We start from the raw sequence: 14,037 nt of genomic DNA, 5'->3' as shown, positions 1-14,037 counted from the left end.
TGGGTGATGAACGCCGACGGGAGCGGCGGGCGGGAGGTCACCGACATCGCCCTCTACGGCAGCCCCGGGACGACCGCGTGGTCGGCCGCGAAGCTCAGCGGCACCGCCCGCGTATGGGCGGGACGGGGAAGCACCGACTGGACGGAGGACATCCCGCACGTCCGCATCTTCGGGCTCGGCCTCGGCCCCGACCCGGTCTCGCCCTCGTTCGGCGCGCGGGTCTTCGACGCGGGGGGCGCCGGCCACAGCGACTACCTCGAACCGGGCTCGGCGTCCCTCCGCAACCTCACCGGCATCGCGCTCGGACGGACCTCCGATGTCACTCCGCGCTGACACGGATCACTCACTTGAGGACGGTTCACCGCCGCCTTGGTGGCACTCTGGGGTGGTGGACACCGCGACCGACGCCGAAATCCGCGAGCAGACCACCCAGCGCCTGGAGAAGGCCATGGGCACGTTCGGCACCGCGGCCCTCAACAGCATGGAGGAGCACCTCCCCTGGTTCCGGCGGATGCCGCCCGACCAGCGCTCCTGGATCGGTCTGGTCGCCCAGGCCGGCATCGCCGCGTTCGTCGAGTGGTTCAAGAACAACGAGGCGACCCGCCCGGCCATCGCCGGGGAGGTGTTCGGCACCGCGCCCCGCGAGCTCCTCCGCGCCATCAAGCTGCACCACACGATCGACATGATCCGCGTCATCATCGACGTGGTGGAGACCCGGCTGAGCGAGCTGGCCGCCCCCGGCGGCGAAGCCCAGCTCCGCGAGGCGATCCTGCGCTACACGCGGGACGTCGCGTTCGGCGCCGCCCAGGTCTACGCACGTGCCGCCGAGACGCGCGCCGCGTGGGACGCGCGCCTGGAGGCACTCGTCGTCAACGCGGTGCTGCGCGGTGAGGTCGACGACGGGATGCACTCCTGGGCCGCCGCCCTCGGGTGGACGTCCAAGCCCGTCACGGTCATCGCGGGGTTCACGCCAGAGGACGAGGAGCCCGAGGTCACCATCGACCAGATGCAGATCGCCGCACGCCGCGCGCGTGCCGACGTGCTGGCGGGCGTCCAAGGGCGCCGGGTCATCGTCATCATGGGCGGCGACACCGATTCCCTGGAGGCCGCCCGCCCGATCGCCGCGAAGTGCGGCCCCGGCCCGGTCGTCGTCGGCCCGCAGGTCAGCGACCTGTACGACTCCACCCGTTCGGCGCAGGCCGCCGTGGCCGGGCTCCGCGCCGCCGCCGGCTGGCCGGACGCGCCGCGTCCCGTCCTGGCGACCGAGCTGCTGCCCGAGCGCGCCCTCGACGGCGACGACGACGCCCGCCGCCACCTGGTGGAGAACGTCTACAACCCGATGCTCGCCGCGGGCGCCCCGCTCCTCGACACGCTCACCACCTACCTCGAACAGGGCTCATCGCTGGAGGCGACCGCGCGGCTGCTGTTCGTGCACCCCAACACGGTCCGCTACCGGCTCCGCCGCGTCAGCGAGCTGACCGGCCTCGCCCCCACGGACGGCCGCAACGCGTTCACCCTCCGCATCGCCCTGGTACTGGGACGGTTCCAAACCCGCTGATGACCGCGGTCTTGTAGGGGTCTTACAAAGGGTCTCGACCAAACTTCGTGCTGTTCCGCATCGTGGGCGCAGGGTGGTTGGCGGCAGGCTGGTGGCCGTGATTCTCCTCGCATCGCCCGGCCAGGGCGCCCAGACCCCCGGCTTCCTGCAGCCATGGCTTGAGATACCCGGAGTCGCCGACCGCCTCGCCTGGTGGTCGGCCGTCACGGGTCTCGACCTGGTGCGCTACGGGACGGAGGCCGACGCCGAGGAGATCCGCGACACCGCCGTGGCGCAGCCGCTGCTGGTCGCCGCCGCGCTCGCCGCCTACGAGGCCCTCTACGAGGGCGATGACCGGGGGCCGGACGCCGTCGCCGGGCACAGCGTCGGCGAGCTGGCCGCCGCCGCGGTCGCGGGGGTGCTGTCCCCCGAGTCCGCGCTGGTCCTCGTCCGGGAGCGGGGCCGGGCGATGGCCGAGGCCGCCGCCGTCACCGAGACCGGGATGACCGCGGTCCTCGGCGGCGACGCCGACGAGGTCCTGGCGTCCATCGACAAGCACGGCCTCACACCCGCCAACGTGAACGGCGCCGGCCAGATCGTCGCCGCCGGGACGAAGGAGCGCCTCGCCGAGTTCGCCGAGGAGCCGCCCGCGAAGGCGCGGCTGCGCGCCCTGTCGGTCGCCGGGGCGTTCCACACCGAGCACATGGCGCCCGCCGTCGGCACCCTGCGCCGCCTCGCGCCCGGCGTGCCCGTCGCCGACCCGCGGACGCGGCTGCTGCAGAACCGCGACGGCGCCGTCGTCGAGTCCGGGGCCGACTTCGTCGACCGGCTCGTCGAGCAGGTCAGCGCGCCCGTCCGCTGGGACGCCTGCATGGACACGATGCGGGAGATCGGCGTCACCGCGATCATCGAGCTGCCGCCCGCCGGGACGCTGGCCGGCCTCGCCCGCCGCGAGCTGAAGGGCGTCGAGCTCGTCGCCCTCAAGACCCCCGCGGACCTGGACAAGGCCCGTGACCTGGTCAAGGCGCACACGTCATGACCGCGGCCCTCACCATTCCCGAGGCGGCGTCCGGCGCCCGCGTCCTCGCGTTCGGCGACTACCGGCCCGCCCGCGTCGTCACCAACGACGACCTCGCGCGGACCGTCGACACCGACGACGAGTGGATCCGCAGCCGCGTCGGCATCGCCGAGCGCCGCATCGCCGGCGACGACGAGGGCATCGTCGAGCTCGGCGTCCACGCGGGCGGCAAGGCCCTGGCGGGCAGCGGGCTCTCCCCGTCCGACATCGACCTGGTCATCCTGGCGACCTGCTCGGCCGAGTCGCCGATGCCGGGGCACGCCGCGCAGGTCGCGCACCGGCTCGGCATCGACGCGCCCGGCGCGTTCGACCTCAACGCCGCCTGCGCCGGCTTCTGTTACGCCCTCGCCACCGCGAGCGCCGCGGTCCGCGCCGGCAGCGCCCGCAGCGTGCTCGTCATCGGCGCGGAGAAGATGTCCCAGTGGGTCGACTGGACCGACCGCTCCACCTGCATCATCTTCGCCGACGGGGCGGGCGCCGCGGTCGTGACCGCCAGCGACTCCCCCGGCATCGGCCCGGTCGTGTGGGGCAGCGCCGGCGACAAGTACGACAAAATCATCATCGACGACCGGCACTCCTCCATCCGGCAGGAGGGCCAGGCGGTGTTCCGCTGGGCGACCACCGCGATCGCCCCGGTCGCGGCCGAGGCGTGCGAGCGCGCCGGGATCAGCCCGCAGGACCTCGCCGCCGTCGTCCCGCACCAGGCCAACCTGCGGATCATCGAGACGATCGCCCGCAAGCTGAAGGCCACCAACGCCGTGGTGGCCGACGACATCAAGCACTCCGGCAACACCTCGGCGGCCTCGATCCCGCTGGCCCTGTCCCGAATGATCGAACGCGGCGACGTGCCGTCCGGCGCACCGGCCCTCCTGGTCGGATTCGGTGCCGGGCTGTCCTACGCTGCCCAAGTCATCCAGATCCCGTAGGCCGTCACGCCTGCCCGCAGGCTCTGGACCAACCCACCGAAGGAGAAAGCAGAAACCATGGCAGTCGCCACCGAACAGCAGATCCTGGACGGCCTCGCCGAGATCATCGATGACATCGTCGGGATCGACAAGTCGGAGGTCACCCCCGACAAGAACTTCATCGACGACCTCGACATCGACTCGCTGTCGATGGTGGAGATCGCCGTTGCCGCGCAGGACCAGTTCGGCGTCGAGATCCCCGACGACGAGCTGCGCAACCTGAAGACCGTCAAGGACGTCATCAACTTCGTCCAGAACCTGCAGAGCTGAATCTCGGGGACGGCGCGCCGCCGCACCGGCCGGAACCGGGCGGCGGCGCGCCGGTCCGCACCCCCACAGTCCGCAAGGAGCACCAGTTATGAGCCAGAGCCAGACCAGAGTCGTCGTGACCGGTCTCGGTGCAACGACCCCACTCGGCGGAGACCTCCCGTCGACCTGGTCCGCCCTGCTCGCCGGAGAGTCCGGTGTCCGGAAACTGGACTGGGAGGGCGTCGAGGACCTGCCCGTCAGGTTCGCCGGGACGCTCAAGGTCGACCCGTCGGAGGTCATGCCGAAGCAGACCCTGCGCCGGCTGGACCGCAACCAGGCGATCGCGCTGATCGCCGCACGCGAGGCGTGGACGGACGCCGGGTTCGCCCCGCCCGCCTCGCGCAAGGCCAAGAAGCCGGAGGAGCACTCCGGCGTCGAGGGCGGCTACGCCGTGGACGGCGAGCGGCTCGGCGTCGTGTTCTCCAGCGGCATCGGCGGCCTGCACACCGCACTGAACAGCTATGACGTGTACAAGGAGAAGGGCTGGTCGCGCGTCTCGCCCTTCACCGTCCCGATGCTGATGCCGAACGGCGCGTCCGGGCACGTCGGCATCGAGTTCGGCGCGATGGCCGGCTCGCACGCCCTGGTCAGCGCCTGCGCGTCCAGCGGCGAGGCCGTCGGCTACGCCATCGACATGATCCGCGCGGGCCGCGCCGACGTGGTGATCTGCGGCGGCACCGAGTCCTGCATCCACCCCCTGCAGATGGCCTCGTTCGGTGCCATGCGCGCGATGTCGACCCGCAACGACGAGCCGGAGCGCGCGTCCCGCCCCTACGACAAGAACCGCGACGGGTTCGTGCTCGGCGAGGGCGCCGCCGTGATGATCCTCGAATCGGAGGAGCACGCCCGCGCCCGCGGCGCGCAGATCAACGGCATCGCGGCCGGCTGCGGCTACTCCGGCGACGCCTACGACATCGTGCTGCCCGACCCGAGCGGCTCCGGCCAGGCCAAGGCGATGCAGCGCGCCCTCAAGGACGCGGGCCTGGAGGCAGCCGACATCATCCACATCAACGCCCACGCCACCTCGACCCCGGCCGGCGACGTCGCCGAGCTGGCCTCGATCAAGGCGGGCCTCGGCGAGGAGGCCGCCGCCCAGGCGGCCATCACCGCCACCAAGTCGATGACCGGCCACCTGCTGGGCGGCGCCGGCGCCCTGGAGTCGGTCTTCACCGTCCTGGCCCTGAAGGAGGGCCTCATCCCCTTCGTGGCCAACCTCGAAGACGTGGACGACGAGGTGGACCTGGACATCGTCCGCGACGAACCCCGCAAGATCCCGGACGGCCCCGCCGCAGCCCTGAACAACTCCTTCGGCTTCGGCGGCCACAACGTCTCAGTGGCCTTCCAACGAGCCCTCTAAAACCCTAAGAAACGGCCCGGCACCCGCCGGGCCGTTCCCATACCCACAACCAGGTTCCGAGCCCACAAGAAACCACCCCACGCGGCGACCCGCAGGCGAGCCACCGCACCACCACGCACCCCCGCTACCCGCAAACCCCAGCCGACACCCCAACCCCGCAACAACCCCAACGTTCGCGATCGCGTCCGAAGGCAGGTTTCGAGCCTGCGAGAAACCTGATCGCGCAGCGAGCCGCAAGGCGAGCCGGAGCGATGCAGCGATCGCACCGCATTGCCCGCCGAAGGGAAGGCCCTCCAGGGCCTGACCGCCAAGGGCAATGCAAATCTACACAGCGGCGTGGAGCCAGCGGACCGGGGCGCCGTCGCCGGCGCGGCGGAAGGGTTCGAGTTCGTTGTCCCATGGGGTGCCGAGCAGGCGTTCCAGCTCGTTCTCAAGGGTGATCTTGCCTACGGCGGCGTTGGCCATGACGGCGCGGAGGCGGTCTTCGGGGATCATGATGTCGCCGTTGGCGCCGATGATGCCGCTGAAGACGCCGAGGGACGGGGTGAAGCTGAAGCGGACGCCGTCGGTGCCGGGGGTGGGGTCCTCGGTGGCCTCGAACCGCACGAGCTTCCAATTGCGCAGCGCCGAGGTGATCCCCGCGGCGGTGCCCGGCCTGCCCTCCCAATGGAGCTCGGCGCGCAGCGTTCCCGGCGCGGCCGCCTGATCGGCCCACTCAAGGGAAACGGGCACACCGAGAACACCTGCGGCGGCCCACTCGATGTGCGGGCTCAGCGCAGGCGGCGCGGAGTGGACGTAGAAAACGCCACGTGCGGTCACCGGACCTCCTGGATCTGTACCGAGGCTCGTCTTCCCCTACGGCCTCGTACGTCCCAAGTCGGCGTCCGCGTCCCTCATTGTGCATCATCGGCCCGTGTCGCACCACCGTGAGTCAGGCGTTTGTTGAACGCTTGACCGCAGGATGCACAACGTTCACGGGCACCGCCCGACAACCCTAGCCCCCGCGGGGGCCGCCCGGAGGGGCAAGCGCGCAACGCGGTGCGGCCGCCTGCGGTCGCGATCTCGGCCACTTAGAGTGTCTGGTTCGGCACCATGAGTGGAGGACGGCCGATGTTCGATCAGCAGGCGCGGGTGGAGCGGGTGCTGGCGCGGCACCCGGACGCGGTGGTGGTGGAGCCGGTACCGGGGCGTGCGGCGATGGTCCGCCGGGACGAGATCCTCGTCGCCGGGCGGGACGCCGGGGACGCGGAGGCCGCCGTGCGGCGGTGGTGCGACTCGCGGCACGACGGGCGCGCGGTCACGCGGCTGCGGCTGCGCGCGGCGGCGAAGGTGGACGTCTGCGAGCTCGCGAGCCGGCTGGCCGGGGACGGCGTGGGCGGGAACGCGCGGCGCCGCGGCCTGAGCGTGTCGCCGAACCATCTCGTGCACGGGCAGCCGATGTGGTGGAGCGGGCCGGCGGATCTGCCGCGTCCGGCCGCGCCCGTCGCCGCGCCGCGGGCCGCCGCGGCGCGGCGGGACGTGACGGTCGCGATCCTGGACACCGGCCTGTCGCCGCACCCCTGGTACGAGGACGCGGAGTGGTTCCGGGAGCAGCGCGACGAGGTCCGGGAGGTCCTGGACGCCGATCTGGACTGCGACCTCGACGCGCAGGCCGGGCACGGGACGTTCGTCGCGGGCGTGGTGCTGCGGCACGCGCCCGGCGCGCGGCTGCTGGCCCGGCGGGTGATCGGCGGTGACGGGGTCGGCGACGAACTCGACGTGATCCGCGCGTTGGAATGGCTCGCCGAGCGGCGGCACGCCGATGTCGTGAACATCTCCCTCGGCTGCCACACCTACGACGACCGGCCCTCGCCGGTGATGGCGCGCGCCCTCGCCGCGCTCGGCCGCCGGACGGTCGTGGTGGCGTGCGCGGGCAACACCGCCGGCGACCGGCCGTTCTGGCCCGCCGCGGCGGAGCCGGTGGTCGGCGTCGCGGCGCTGGACGGCGGCGACCGCGCCTGGTTCTCCAACCACGGGCGGTGGGTGGACGCGTGCGCCCAGGGCGTGGACGTGACCAGCACCTTCGTCCGGTTCAACGGGACGCGGCCGGCCAGCGGCGGCACCGATCCGGATGATTTCCAGGGCTACGCGACGTGGAGCGGCACGTCGTTCGCGGCGCCGGTGGTGGCGGGACGGATAGCCGGGCTCGCGGCGGCGGAGGGCATCGGCGCGGACGAGGCGGCGGACCGCGTCCTCGATCCGGAGGCGAACCCGTCCCTGCCCGGCCTCGGCGTGGTCGTCGGCCCCTGACGGGCCGGGCGGCCGCCGATATGCGAGTTTCCTACGCAGAGTCATGCCGACATGGCATAGAGTCAACGCCAGCGGGGGGCCTCAGGAGGAGACTTCGGTGGCCCATTTGGACGATGGCACGGACGAGCTGGTGATCCGGGCACGCGACGGCGACGGCGCCGCGTGGGCCCGGCTGGTCGAGCGGCACAGCGCGCTGCTGTGGTCGATCGCCCGCTCGCACGGGCTGAACGACGCCGATTCCGGTGACGTGGTGCAGACGACCTGGCTGCGGCTGGTGGAGCGTATCGACGGGTTGCGCGACCCGTCCGCGACGGGGTCCTGGCTGGCGACCACGGCGCGGCACGAGAGCCTGCGGCTGGTGCGCCGGCGTGGCCGCGACCGGCCGCTGGTGCCCGCGCCGCGGGCGCCGGAGCCGGAACCGGACCGGGTGGTCCTCGGCAGAGAGCGCCTGGGGCTGGTGGGGGCGGCGCTGGAGTCGCTGCCGCACCGCTGCCGGACGCTGCTGCGGCTGTTCGCGCTCGCGCCGAGTCACGCCGAGCTGGCCGCCGCCCTGGGCATTCCCCTCGGCAGCGTCGGGCCGACGCGGGCGCGGTGCCTGGAGGCGCTGCGGAGGCTCGTCCCATGAACGACGACGAGCTGATGGCGGGTGTGCGGCACGCCTTCGAGACGCTGGACCCGCTGCCGGAGGGCGTCCTGGCCGCGGCCCGCGCGTCCATCGCCTGGCGGACGCCTTCCGCGACGCTGGCGGAACCGGTACAGGACCGTGGCGCGCGGGCGGCGGCCGGAGTCCGCGGCGGGCCGGGACGGGTGCTGACGTTCACCTGCCCCGGCGCGACGGTGGAGATCGAAGTGGCGGAGTTCGGCCGGGACCGGGAGATCACCGGGCGGCTCGTCCCGCCGTCGTCCGGCGCCGTCCGGGTCCGGCACCGGGATCTTCCGCCGGACGGGGTCGAGGTCCGCGCGGAGGCCGCGGGGCTGTTCTGGGTTCCGCGCGTCCCCGAGGGCCTGGTGAGCCTCCTGCTCCGGCTGGACGACGGCACGTCGATCGTGACGAGCTGGGTGCGGCTGTGACCGGGCCGGACGAGCGCGCGCTCCTCCGGCTCGCGGCCACCGACCCGGCGACGGCGTTCGTACGGGCGCTCGCCCTGCTCGAACGCGGCGGCGGCGTGCTCGCGCTGCGGGTCGCCGGGCTTGCCGCGAAGGAACTGGGGCGCCTGGACGAGGGGCTCGGCTTCCTGCACCGGGCGTTGGAGCTGGCGCGCGGCGACGGCTACCGGGCGGCCCAGGTGCGGATGAACCTGGTCGGCCTGCTCACCGCGCGCGGTGAGCTCACCGAGGCGCTCGCCCACGCACGCCAGGCGGAGGCCGTTCTGCAGGGCGAGGACGCAGACCGCCTGGCGGCCAACAAGGCTTGCGCGCTGGCGCGGGCAGGGCGACTGGACGAAGCGCATGAACTGGCCGTCCAGACCCTGCCTCGGCTGCGGGAAGGGCATGATCCCGCCGTCCTCAACGGCCTGCTCACCAACCTCGGTCTTGCCCGGACGTTCCGCGGCGACCTGGACGCGGCAGAAAGTGATCTGGCGGAGGCCGTCGCCGTGGGCGAGGCCGCTGGGTTACATCACCAGACGGCGATGGCCAAGGGGAATCTGGCGTTCGTGGTGTCGCGCCGTGGGGACGTTCCGCGCGCGCTTCGGCTCTTCGCCGAGGCCGAGCCGCACCTGACCGGGGAACGCCTGGCGCAGTGCCGGTTCGACCAGGCGGAGACCCTCATCATGGCGGGCTTGCCGGGCGAGGCCCGTCCCGTCCTCACCGCCGCCCTGGACGCCGCGACGGCGAACGGCTACGGGTGCGACATCGCGGATGGCTACCTCCTTCTCGCGCACGCCGAGCTGGCCGACGCCAATCCCGAACGCTGCACAGACGCGGCCGAACGCGCACGCGCCCTGTTCGCCGGGCAGGAGCGAACGGGATGGATGCTTCTGGCCGAGCACGTGCTGCTCAGGGCCCGCTGGGCGTGCGGGGAGCGCTCGGCCGTACTGCTGCGCTCGGCGGAGGCCACGGCCGCCCGGCTGGAAGACGGCGGCTGGGCCGACGCAGCCGACGAGGCCCGCATCGTCGCCGCCCGCGTGGCGCTGTCGCTGGGCAGGCCGTCGGGGCATCTGCTCTCCGCCGTCGAACGTTCGCGCGGCTCTGTGCAGGCCCAGATCGCGGGCTGGCACGCCGTCGCGCTCGAACGCGCCGCACGGTCCGACCATGCGGGCGCGGTCGAGGCGGTCAAAGCCGGGCTCCAGGTGACCGAGGAGCACGCGGAGGCGCTCGGTGCGCTGGACCTGCGGGCCCGCGCGGCGGGACTCGCCGGCGAGCTGTCGGACCTCGGGCTCGGGCTGGCCGACTCGGCGCCGGAGCTGCTCGCCGTCGAGGAACGGCGGCGGATGATCGCGCGCCCGGCCCGGGTCCGACCTCCGCGGGACCCCGAACGCGCCGCGGCGCTGACCACCTTGCGCGTCCTCAGCGTCGAGCACACGGCGGGGATCGCCGGGAGTGACCCGTCGGCGCCGCCGGAGGGCGTGGCCGAGTTGGAGGCGGAGATCCGCGCGCGGACGCGCCGCCGCCCGTCCGGTGCGTCCCCGCACGACTTCCCGGGCATCGAGGAGGTCGCCGCCGCCCTCGGCGGACGAGCCCTCGTCGAGATCATCAAGATCGGTCCGGAGCTGCACGCCGTGACCATCGCCGAAGGTGAGGCCCGCCGACATCATCTCGGGCCGAGCGGCGACGCCCTCCGGGAGACCGGCCTGATCCGCTTCGCCGTCCGCCGCCTCGCCGCGGAGGACGCCCCCGAGCCGCTCTCGGCGCTCACCGACGCGGCCCGGCGGCTCGACAATCTCGTGTTCGCCCCGCTTAGCCGCCACATCGGCGACCGTGAACTCGTCATCGCTCCGACGGGGACGCTGCATGGCCTGCCTTGGACGGTGCTCCCATCACTGACGGGACGTCCGTTCATGGTCGTCCCGTCCGTCGGCGCCTGGCTGCATGCCCGCGAGCCCAAGCCCACGGACGGGCATGCCGTGCTCGTGGCAGGCCCCGACCTCGATCACGCCGAACGCGAGATCGCCGCTCTGCAGCGCCTCCACCCGCAGGCGATCGTCCTAGAGGGTCCTGACGCGCGCGCGGAACAAGTCAGGGACGCCCTGGACGGCGCCGCCCTCGTCCACATCGCCGCCCACGGCGAGTTCCGCGAGGGCAATCCCCTGTTCTCGCGCCTGCGTCTCGCCGACGGCCCCCTGGTGGTGCACGACCTGGACGAGGTGGCCGCCCCGCCGCGCATGATCGTCCTGTCGGCGTGCGACATCGGCCGCGCCGCCGAGGGCGACGCCGTACTCGGCATGGCGGGCGCCCTCCTCGCCCTCGGCACCGCCACCGTCGTCGCCGCCGTCACCCCGGTCCGCGACGAGGCGACACCGGCCTTCATGGCCGCCTTCCACACCGCCGTCGCCACCGGCCGCTCCCCCGCCCAGGCCCTGGCGGACATCCCCCGGCCCCATGGAGTGACCGGGTTCCTGTGCCTCGGCGCCGGCTGACCGACGTGCGGGGCTGGTCAGTTCTCTCCGGTCGCCACCGGGTTGGACGGGTCCGTCACCCAGTTCGACCAGGAGCCCACGTAGAGGGCGGCGGGGATCCCGGCGAGGTTGAGGGCGAGGATCTCGTGGGCGGCCGTCACGCCGGAGCCGCAGTAGGCGCCGACGTCGAGAGCGTCGGTGGCGCCGAGCTTGGCGAACCGCTCGCGCAGCAGCCCGGGCGGCAGGAACCGGCCGTCCACGCCGACGTTGCCGGACGTCGGGGCGTTGCGGGCGCCCGGTATGTGCCCGGCGACGGGGTCGACGGGCTCCTGCTCGCCCCGGTACCGCTCGGCGGCGCGGGCGTCCAGCAGGACACCGGCCGTCGCCAGCTCGGCGGCGCCCTCCGCGTCCAGGACGGGCAGCCGCCCCGGGCGTGCGGTGAAATCGCCCGGCTTGACGTCGGGTTCCTCGGTGCTCACCGGGCGGCCCGCCTCCGTCCAGGCGCGGTAGCCGCCGTCCAGGACGCGGACCCGCTCGTGGCCGAAGTACCGCAGGGACCACCAGACACGCGCGGCGGCCGTGGAGTCGGCGTCGTCGTAGACCACGACGAGGGTGTCCTCCGAGACGCCCGCGCGGCGCATGGCCGCCTCGAACGCGACGGGCTCGGGCAGGGGATGACGGCCGCCGGGCCCGGGCGGTCCGGCCACGTCGCGGTCGAGGTCGACGAAGACGGCGCCGGGCAGGTGCCCCTTGCGGTAGGACTCGATCCCCGGCGGTCCCGCCAGATGCCATCGGGCGTCCAGCAGGACCACGGGCGTCCGCCGCCGGAGCAGCCGGTCCAACGCGGGCACTTCGATGAGAGGGTGCACACCGCCAGTTTGACCGCCGTCGCCCGGATTAGGGAGAGGCGAAATCCGGTTCATCGCAATTCGTCCTACCGCGGGGTCGCGGGGTCAGGGCCGGGACGTGGTGAGCAGCGGCACGAGCTGCTCGGCGGGGACGAGCGAGCCGTGCATGCCGACCATCCGGTCCAGCCACGGTTCGCGTTCGGACGCCACGATCGCGAGATCGGCGTGCGGCACCGCGACGACGTCACCGACGCGCTCCAGCATCCCGGGGCCCATCGGGCCGAACCAGCCGTCCGCCACGGCCTGCTCGCGCGACACGACCCACGCCCTGTCGCCCAGCACGGCCGTCCAGGCGGCGAGGACGTCGTCGTGGGCGCCCGGCTCGCTGTAGACGTACCGAGCGCGGGCGTCCCCGCCGAGGAGGGCGACCCCTTCCTGCAGCTCGGGCACGGTGTCGAAGTCGACGCGTTCGGTGGGGTCGACCATGCCGTGGTCGGCCGTGACGTAAAGCGCCGTCCCGGGCGGCAGGACGGCCGCGATCTCCTGGACGAGGACGTCCACGAACCGCAGCTGGTGCCGCCAGTCGCGGGAGCCGACACCGAACCGGTGGCCGGTCGCGTCGAGGTCGGCGTGGTACGCGGTGACGTACGCGCGGTCGCCGCGGCGCAGCGCCGTCTCGATCCGCCCGACGAGCTGGCCGAGGCTCTCGGCGCTCATGTACCGGGCTCCGCGGGTGGTGGCGCGGCTGAGCCCCGTCCTCCGGTACTGGTGGAGCGAGACGTACGCGGTCTCGACACCGTCCGCCGCCGCCCGCTCGTACACGGTCGGGAGGGGCTGGAACGTCTCCGGGTCGGGGTCGTCGTCGGTCCAGTGGAGGCAGTTGAGCAGCCGGTCGGTGCCGGGCACCGCCACCTGCAGGCCGAGCATCCCGTGCGCGCCGGGCACGGCGCCCGTCCCCAGCGAGGTCAGGCTGGTCACCGTCGTGGCCGGGAATCCGGACGTGATCGGGCGGCCGGCCAGCGCGTTCAGGAACGGCGCCTCGTCCGGGTGGGCCCTGAGCTGCTGCCAGCCGAGGCCGTCGACCAGCAGGACGCAGGCGCGCGGCAGCGCGGGCAGCTCCAGGACGTCGGCGGCCTCGGGGACGCCGAGCGCCGCCAGCACCGAGGACGGCAGATCGGCGAGGGCGCCCGCCCCGTACCGCGGGGCGGGCGCCTCCCCGCTCGTCTCGGCCGGGAGGTTCGTTTCGGTCACTCGTTCGCTCCGGTCACGGGGGGTCGATCGGCTCGGGGTCGGCGCGGGGTCGATCGGCTCGGCGTCAGCTCGCGGTCGCGGCGGACAGCTCCGCGGCGAACGCCAGCACCTGGCCGACGGCCTCGGCGCCGTCGGCCGCCTCGCTCACCCGCAGGGACAGATCGTCGGCCGTGACGCTGCCGGTGTAGCCGTGGTCGGCCTCGCAGTTCTCGTCGCCGCAGGTCGCGGGTTCGAGGTCGACGTGCGCGATGGCGCCCCAGCCGATGGTCAGCACGACCTCGGTCGGCGGCACCCCCGGCACGTACGACGCCGGGTCCGGGACGACCCGCGTCACCGCGACCGACTGGACGCGTTCCAGCTTGACGGCCTCGGTCGTCGTGGAGGCGTGCGGCCGGGCCATGCCCTCGCCCGGCGGATGCTCGTCGGTGTGGCACACCAGCAGCCGGCTCGCCGACAGGACGAGCACGGTCACGTGGCGCCGCACCTCCATCGCGGGGTCGAACGTCGCCTCATGGTGGACCACGTAGGCGACGACGGGCTCGTCCCCAACGGCCGACTCGACCGCGTCCGCGACCAGGGCCGGGTAGTAACCGCTGCGCTCGATCGCCGTGCGCAGACCGCTCACCGTCGCTCGGGTTTCCCTCATGGACCCATCCTGCCCTGTCCAGGGCCGGACGCGCACATGACTGACCGGAGCGCGCGGTCATTCCCGCGATCAGGGGGTACGTGGTCGGCATGCACGAGAAGCCGCTTCCGACTCCGAAGCCGGTTCCGCCGCCCACGCCGGACCCGGCGCCCGCCCCCGAACCGCTGGTACCGCCCACCGAGCCGCCGCCCGGACCGTCC

The 14,037-nt window shown here is 73.6% G+C and carries 14 protein-coding genes; 10 read left to right on the top strand and 4 right to left on the bottom strand.

Annotation, left to right across the window (positions count from 1 at the left end):
- The 6 genes from E1289_RS31030 to E1289_RS31005 all read left to right on the top strand — a co-directional run.
- Nucleotides 1–333, top strand: a 333-nt coding sequence (locus E1289_RS31030) for an alpha/beta hydrolase (RefSeq protein WP_243713264.1), incomplete at its 5' end; no start/stop codon positions are given.
- A gap of 55 nt (nt 334–388) precedes the next feature.
- The gene (locus E1289_RS31025) at nt 389–1,558 is read left to right on the top strand and encodes a helix-turn-helix domain-containing protein (protein ID WP_243713263.1); all 1,170 of its coding nucleotides are present in this window, start codon (nt 389–391) and stop codon (nt 1,556–1,558) included.
- Nucleotides 1,559–1,655: 97 nt separating this feature from the next.
- Complete coding sequence (locus tag E1289_RS31020; protein ID WP_131986561.1) at nt 1,656–2,576, top strand: ACP S-malonyltransferase; 921 nt, start codon at nt 1,656–1,658, stop codon at nt 2,574–2,576.
- Nucleotides 2,573–3,541: a beta-ketoacyl-ACP synthase III gene (locus E1289_RS31015; protein ID WP_131986559.1), complete on the top strand. Its 969-nt coding sequence runs from the start codon at nt 2,573–2,575 to the stop codon at nt 3,539–3,541. The genes E1289_RS31020 and E1289_RS31015 overlap by 4 nt, the downstream gene beginning before the upstream one ends.
- A gap of 57 nt (nt 3,542–3,598) precedes the next feature.
- On the top strand, nt 3,599–3,850 hold the full coding sequence (locus E1289_RS31010; RefSeq protein WP_131877390.1) for an acyl carrier protein: 252 nt from the start codon (nt 3,599–3,601) through the stop codon (nt 3,848–3,850).
- Nucleotides 3,851–3,938: 88 nt separating this feature from the next.
- Nucleotides 3,939–5,246 carry a beta-ketoacyl-[acyl-carrier-protein] synthase family protein gene (locus tag E1289_RS31005; protein ID WP_131986557.1) on the top strand — a complete coding sequence of 436 codons (1,308 nt, stop codon included), beginning with the start codon at nt 3,939–3,941 and terminating at the stop codon, nt 5,244–5,246.
- Nucleotides 5,247–5,570: 324 nt separating this feature from the next.
- On the opposite strand, the gene E1289_RS31000 is transcribed toward E1289_RS31005, so the two are convergent.
- The gene (locus E1289_RS31000; RefSeq protein ID WP_131986555.1) at nt 5,571–6,065 is read right to left on the bottom strand and encodes a DUF3145 domain-containing protein; all 495 of its coding nucleotides are present in this window, start codon (nt 6,063–6,065) and stop codon (nt 5,571–5,573) included.
- A 291-nt stretch (nt 6,066–6,356) separates the two neighbouring features.
- On the opposite strand from E1289_RS31000, the gene E1289_RS30995 reads away from it, so the two are divergent.
- The 4 genes from E1289_RS30995 to E1289_RS30980 all read left to right on the top strand — a co-directional run bounded on the left by E1289_RS30995 (nt 6,357) and on the right by E1289_RS30980 (nt 11,113).
- Nucleotides 6,357–7,535, top strand: coding sequence for a S8/S53 family peptidase (locus tag E1289_RS30995; RefSeq protein WP_131986553.1), 1,179 nt, complete (start codon nt 6,357–6,359; stop codon nt 7,533–7,535).
- A 97-nt stretch (nt 7,536–7,632) separates the two neighbouring features.
- Complete coding sequence (locus tag E1289_RS30990) at nt 7,633–8,160, top strand: sigma-70 family RNA polymerase sigma factor (protein WP_243713262.1); 528 nt, start codon at nt 7,633–7,635, stop codon at nt 8,158–8,160.
- Nucleotides 8,157–8,606 (top strand): hypothetical protein, encoded by a 450-nt coding sequence (locus E1289_RS30985; RefSeq protein WP_131986549.1) that lies wholly within the window; start codon nt 8,157–8,159, stop codon nt 8,604–8,606. The genes E1289_RS30990 and E1289_RS30985 overlap by 4 nt, the downstream gene beginning before the upstream one ends.
- The gene (locus E1289_RS30980) at nt 8,603–11,113 is read left to right on the top strand and encodes a CHAT domain-containing protein (RefSeq protein ID WP_243713261.1); all 2,511 of its coding nucleotides are present in this window, start codon (nt 8,603–8,605) and stop codon (nt 11,111–11,113) included. The genes E1289_RS30985 and E1289_RS30980 overlap by 4 nt, the downstream gene beginning before the upstream one ends.
- A 17-nt stretch (nt 11,114–11,130) precedes the next feature.
- Here E1289_RS30980 and E1289_RS30975 read toward each other — a convergent pair whose 3' ends face one another.
- The 3 genes from E1289_RS30975 to E1289_RS30965 all read right to left on the bottom strand — a co-directional run bounded on the left by E1289_RS30975 (nt 11,131) and on the right by E1289_RS30965 (nt 13,837).
- Complete coding sequence (locus E1289_RS30975; protein ID WP_207929263.1) at nt 11,131–11,961, bottom strand: sulfurtransferase; 831 nt, start codon at nt 11,959–11,961, stop codon at nt 11,131–11,133.
- An 84-nt stretch (nt 11,962–12,045) separates the two neighbouring features.
- A complete protein-coding gene (locus E1289_RS30970) occupies nt 12,046–13,191 on the bottom strand; it encodes a nucleotide pyrophosphatase/phosphodiesterase family protein (protein ID WP_131986545.1) in 1,146 nt (381 codons plus the stop codon).
- Between the two features lie 64 nt (nt 13,192–13,255).
- Entirely contained in the window at nt 13,256–13,837 is a 582-nt protein-coding gene (locus E1289_RS30965; protein ID WP_131986543.1) for a DUF5998 family protein, read from the bottom strand.
- Nucleotides 13,838–14,037: the final 200 nt, after the last annotated feature.

The organism is Actinomadura sp. 6K520 (genome assembly GCF_004349245.1).
Classification (GTDB): Bacteria; Actinomycetota; Actinomycetes; order Streptosporangiales; family Streptosporangiaceae; genus Spirillospora.
This window is presented reverse-complemented; position numbering and strand designations above follow the sequence as displayed.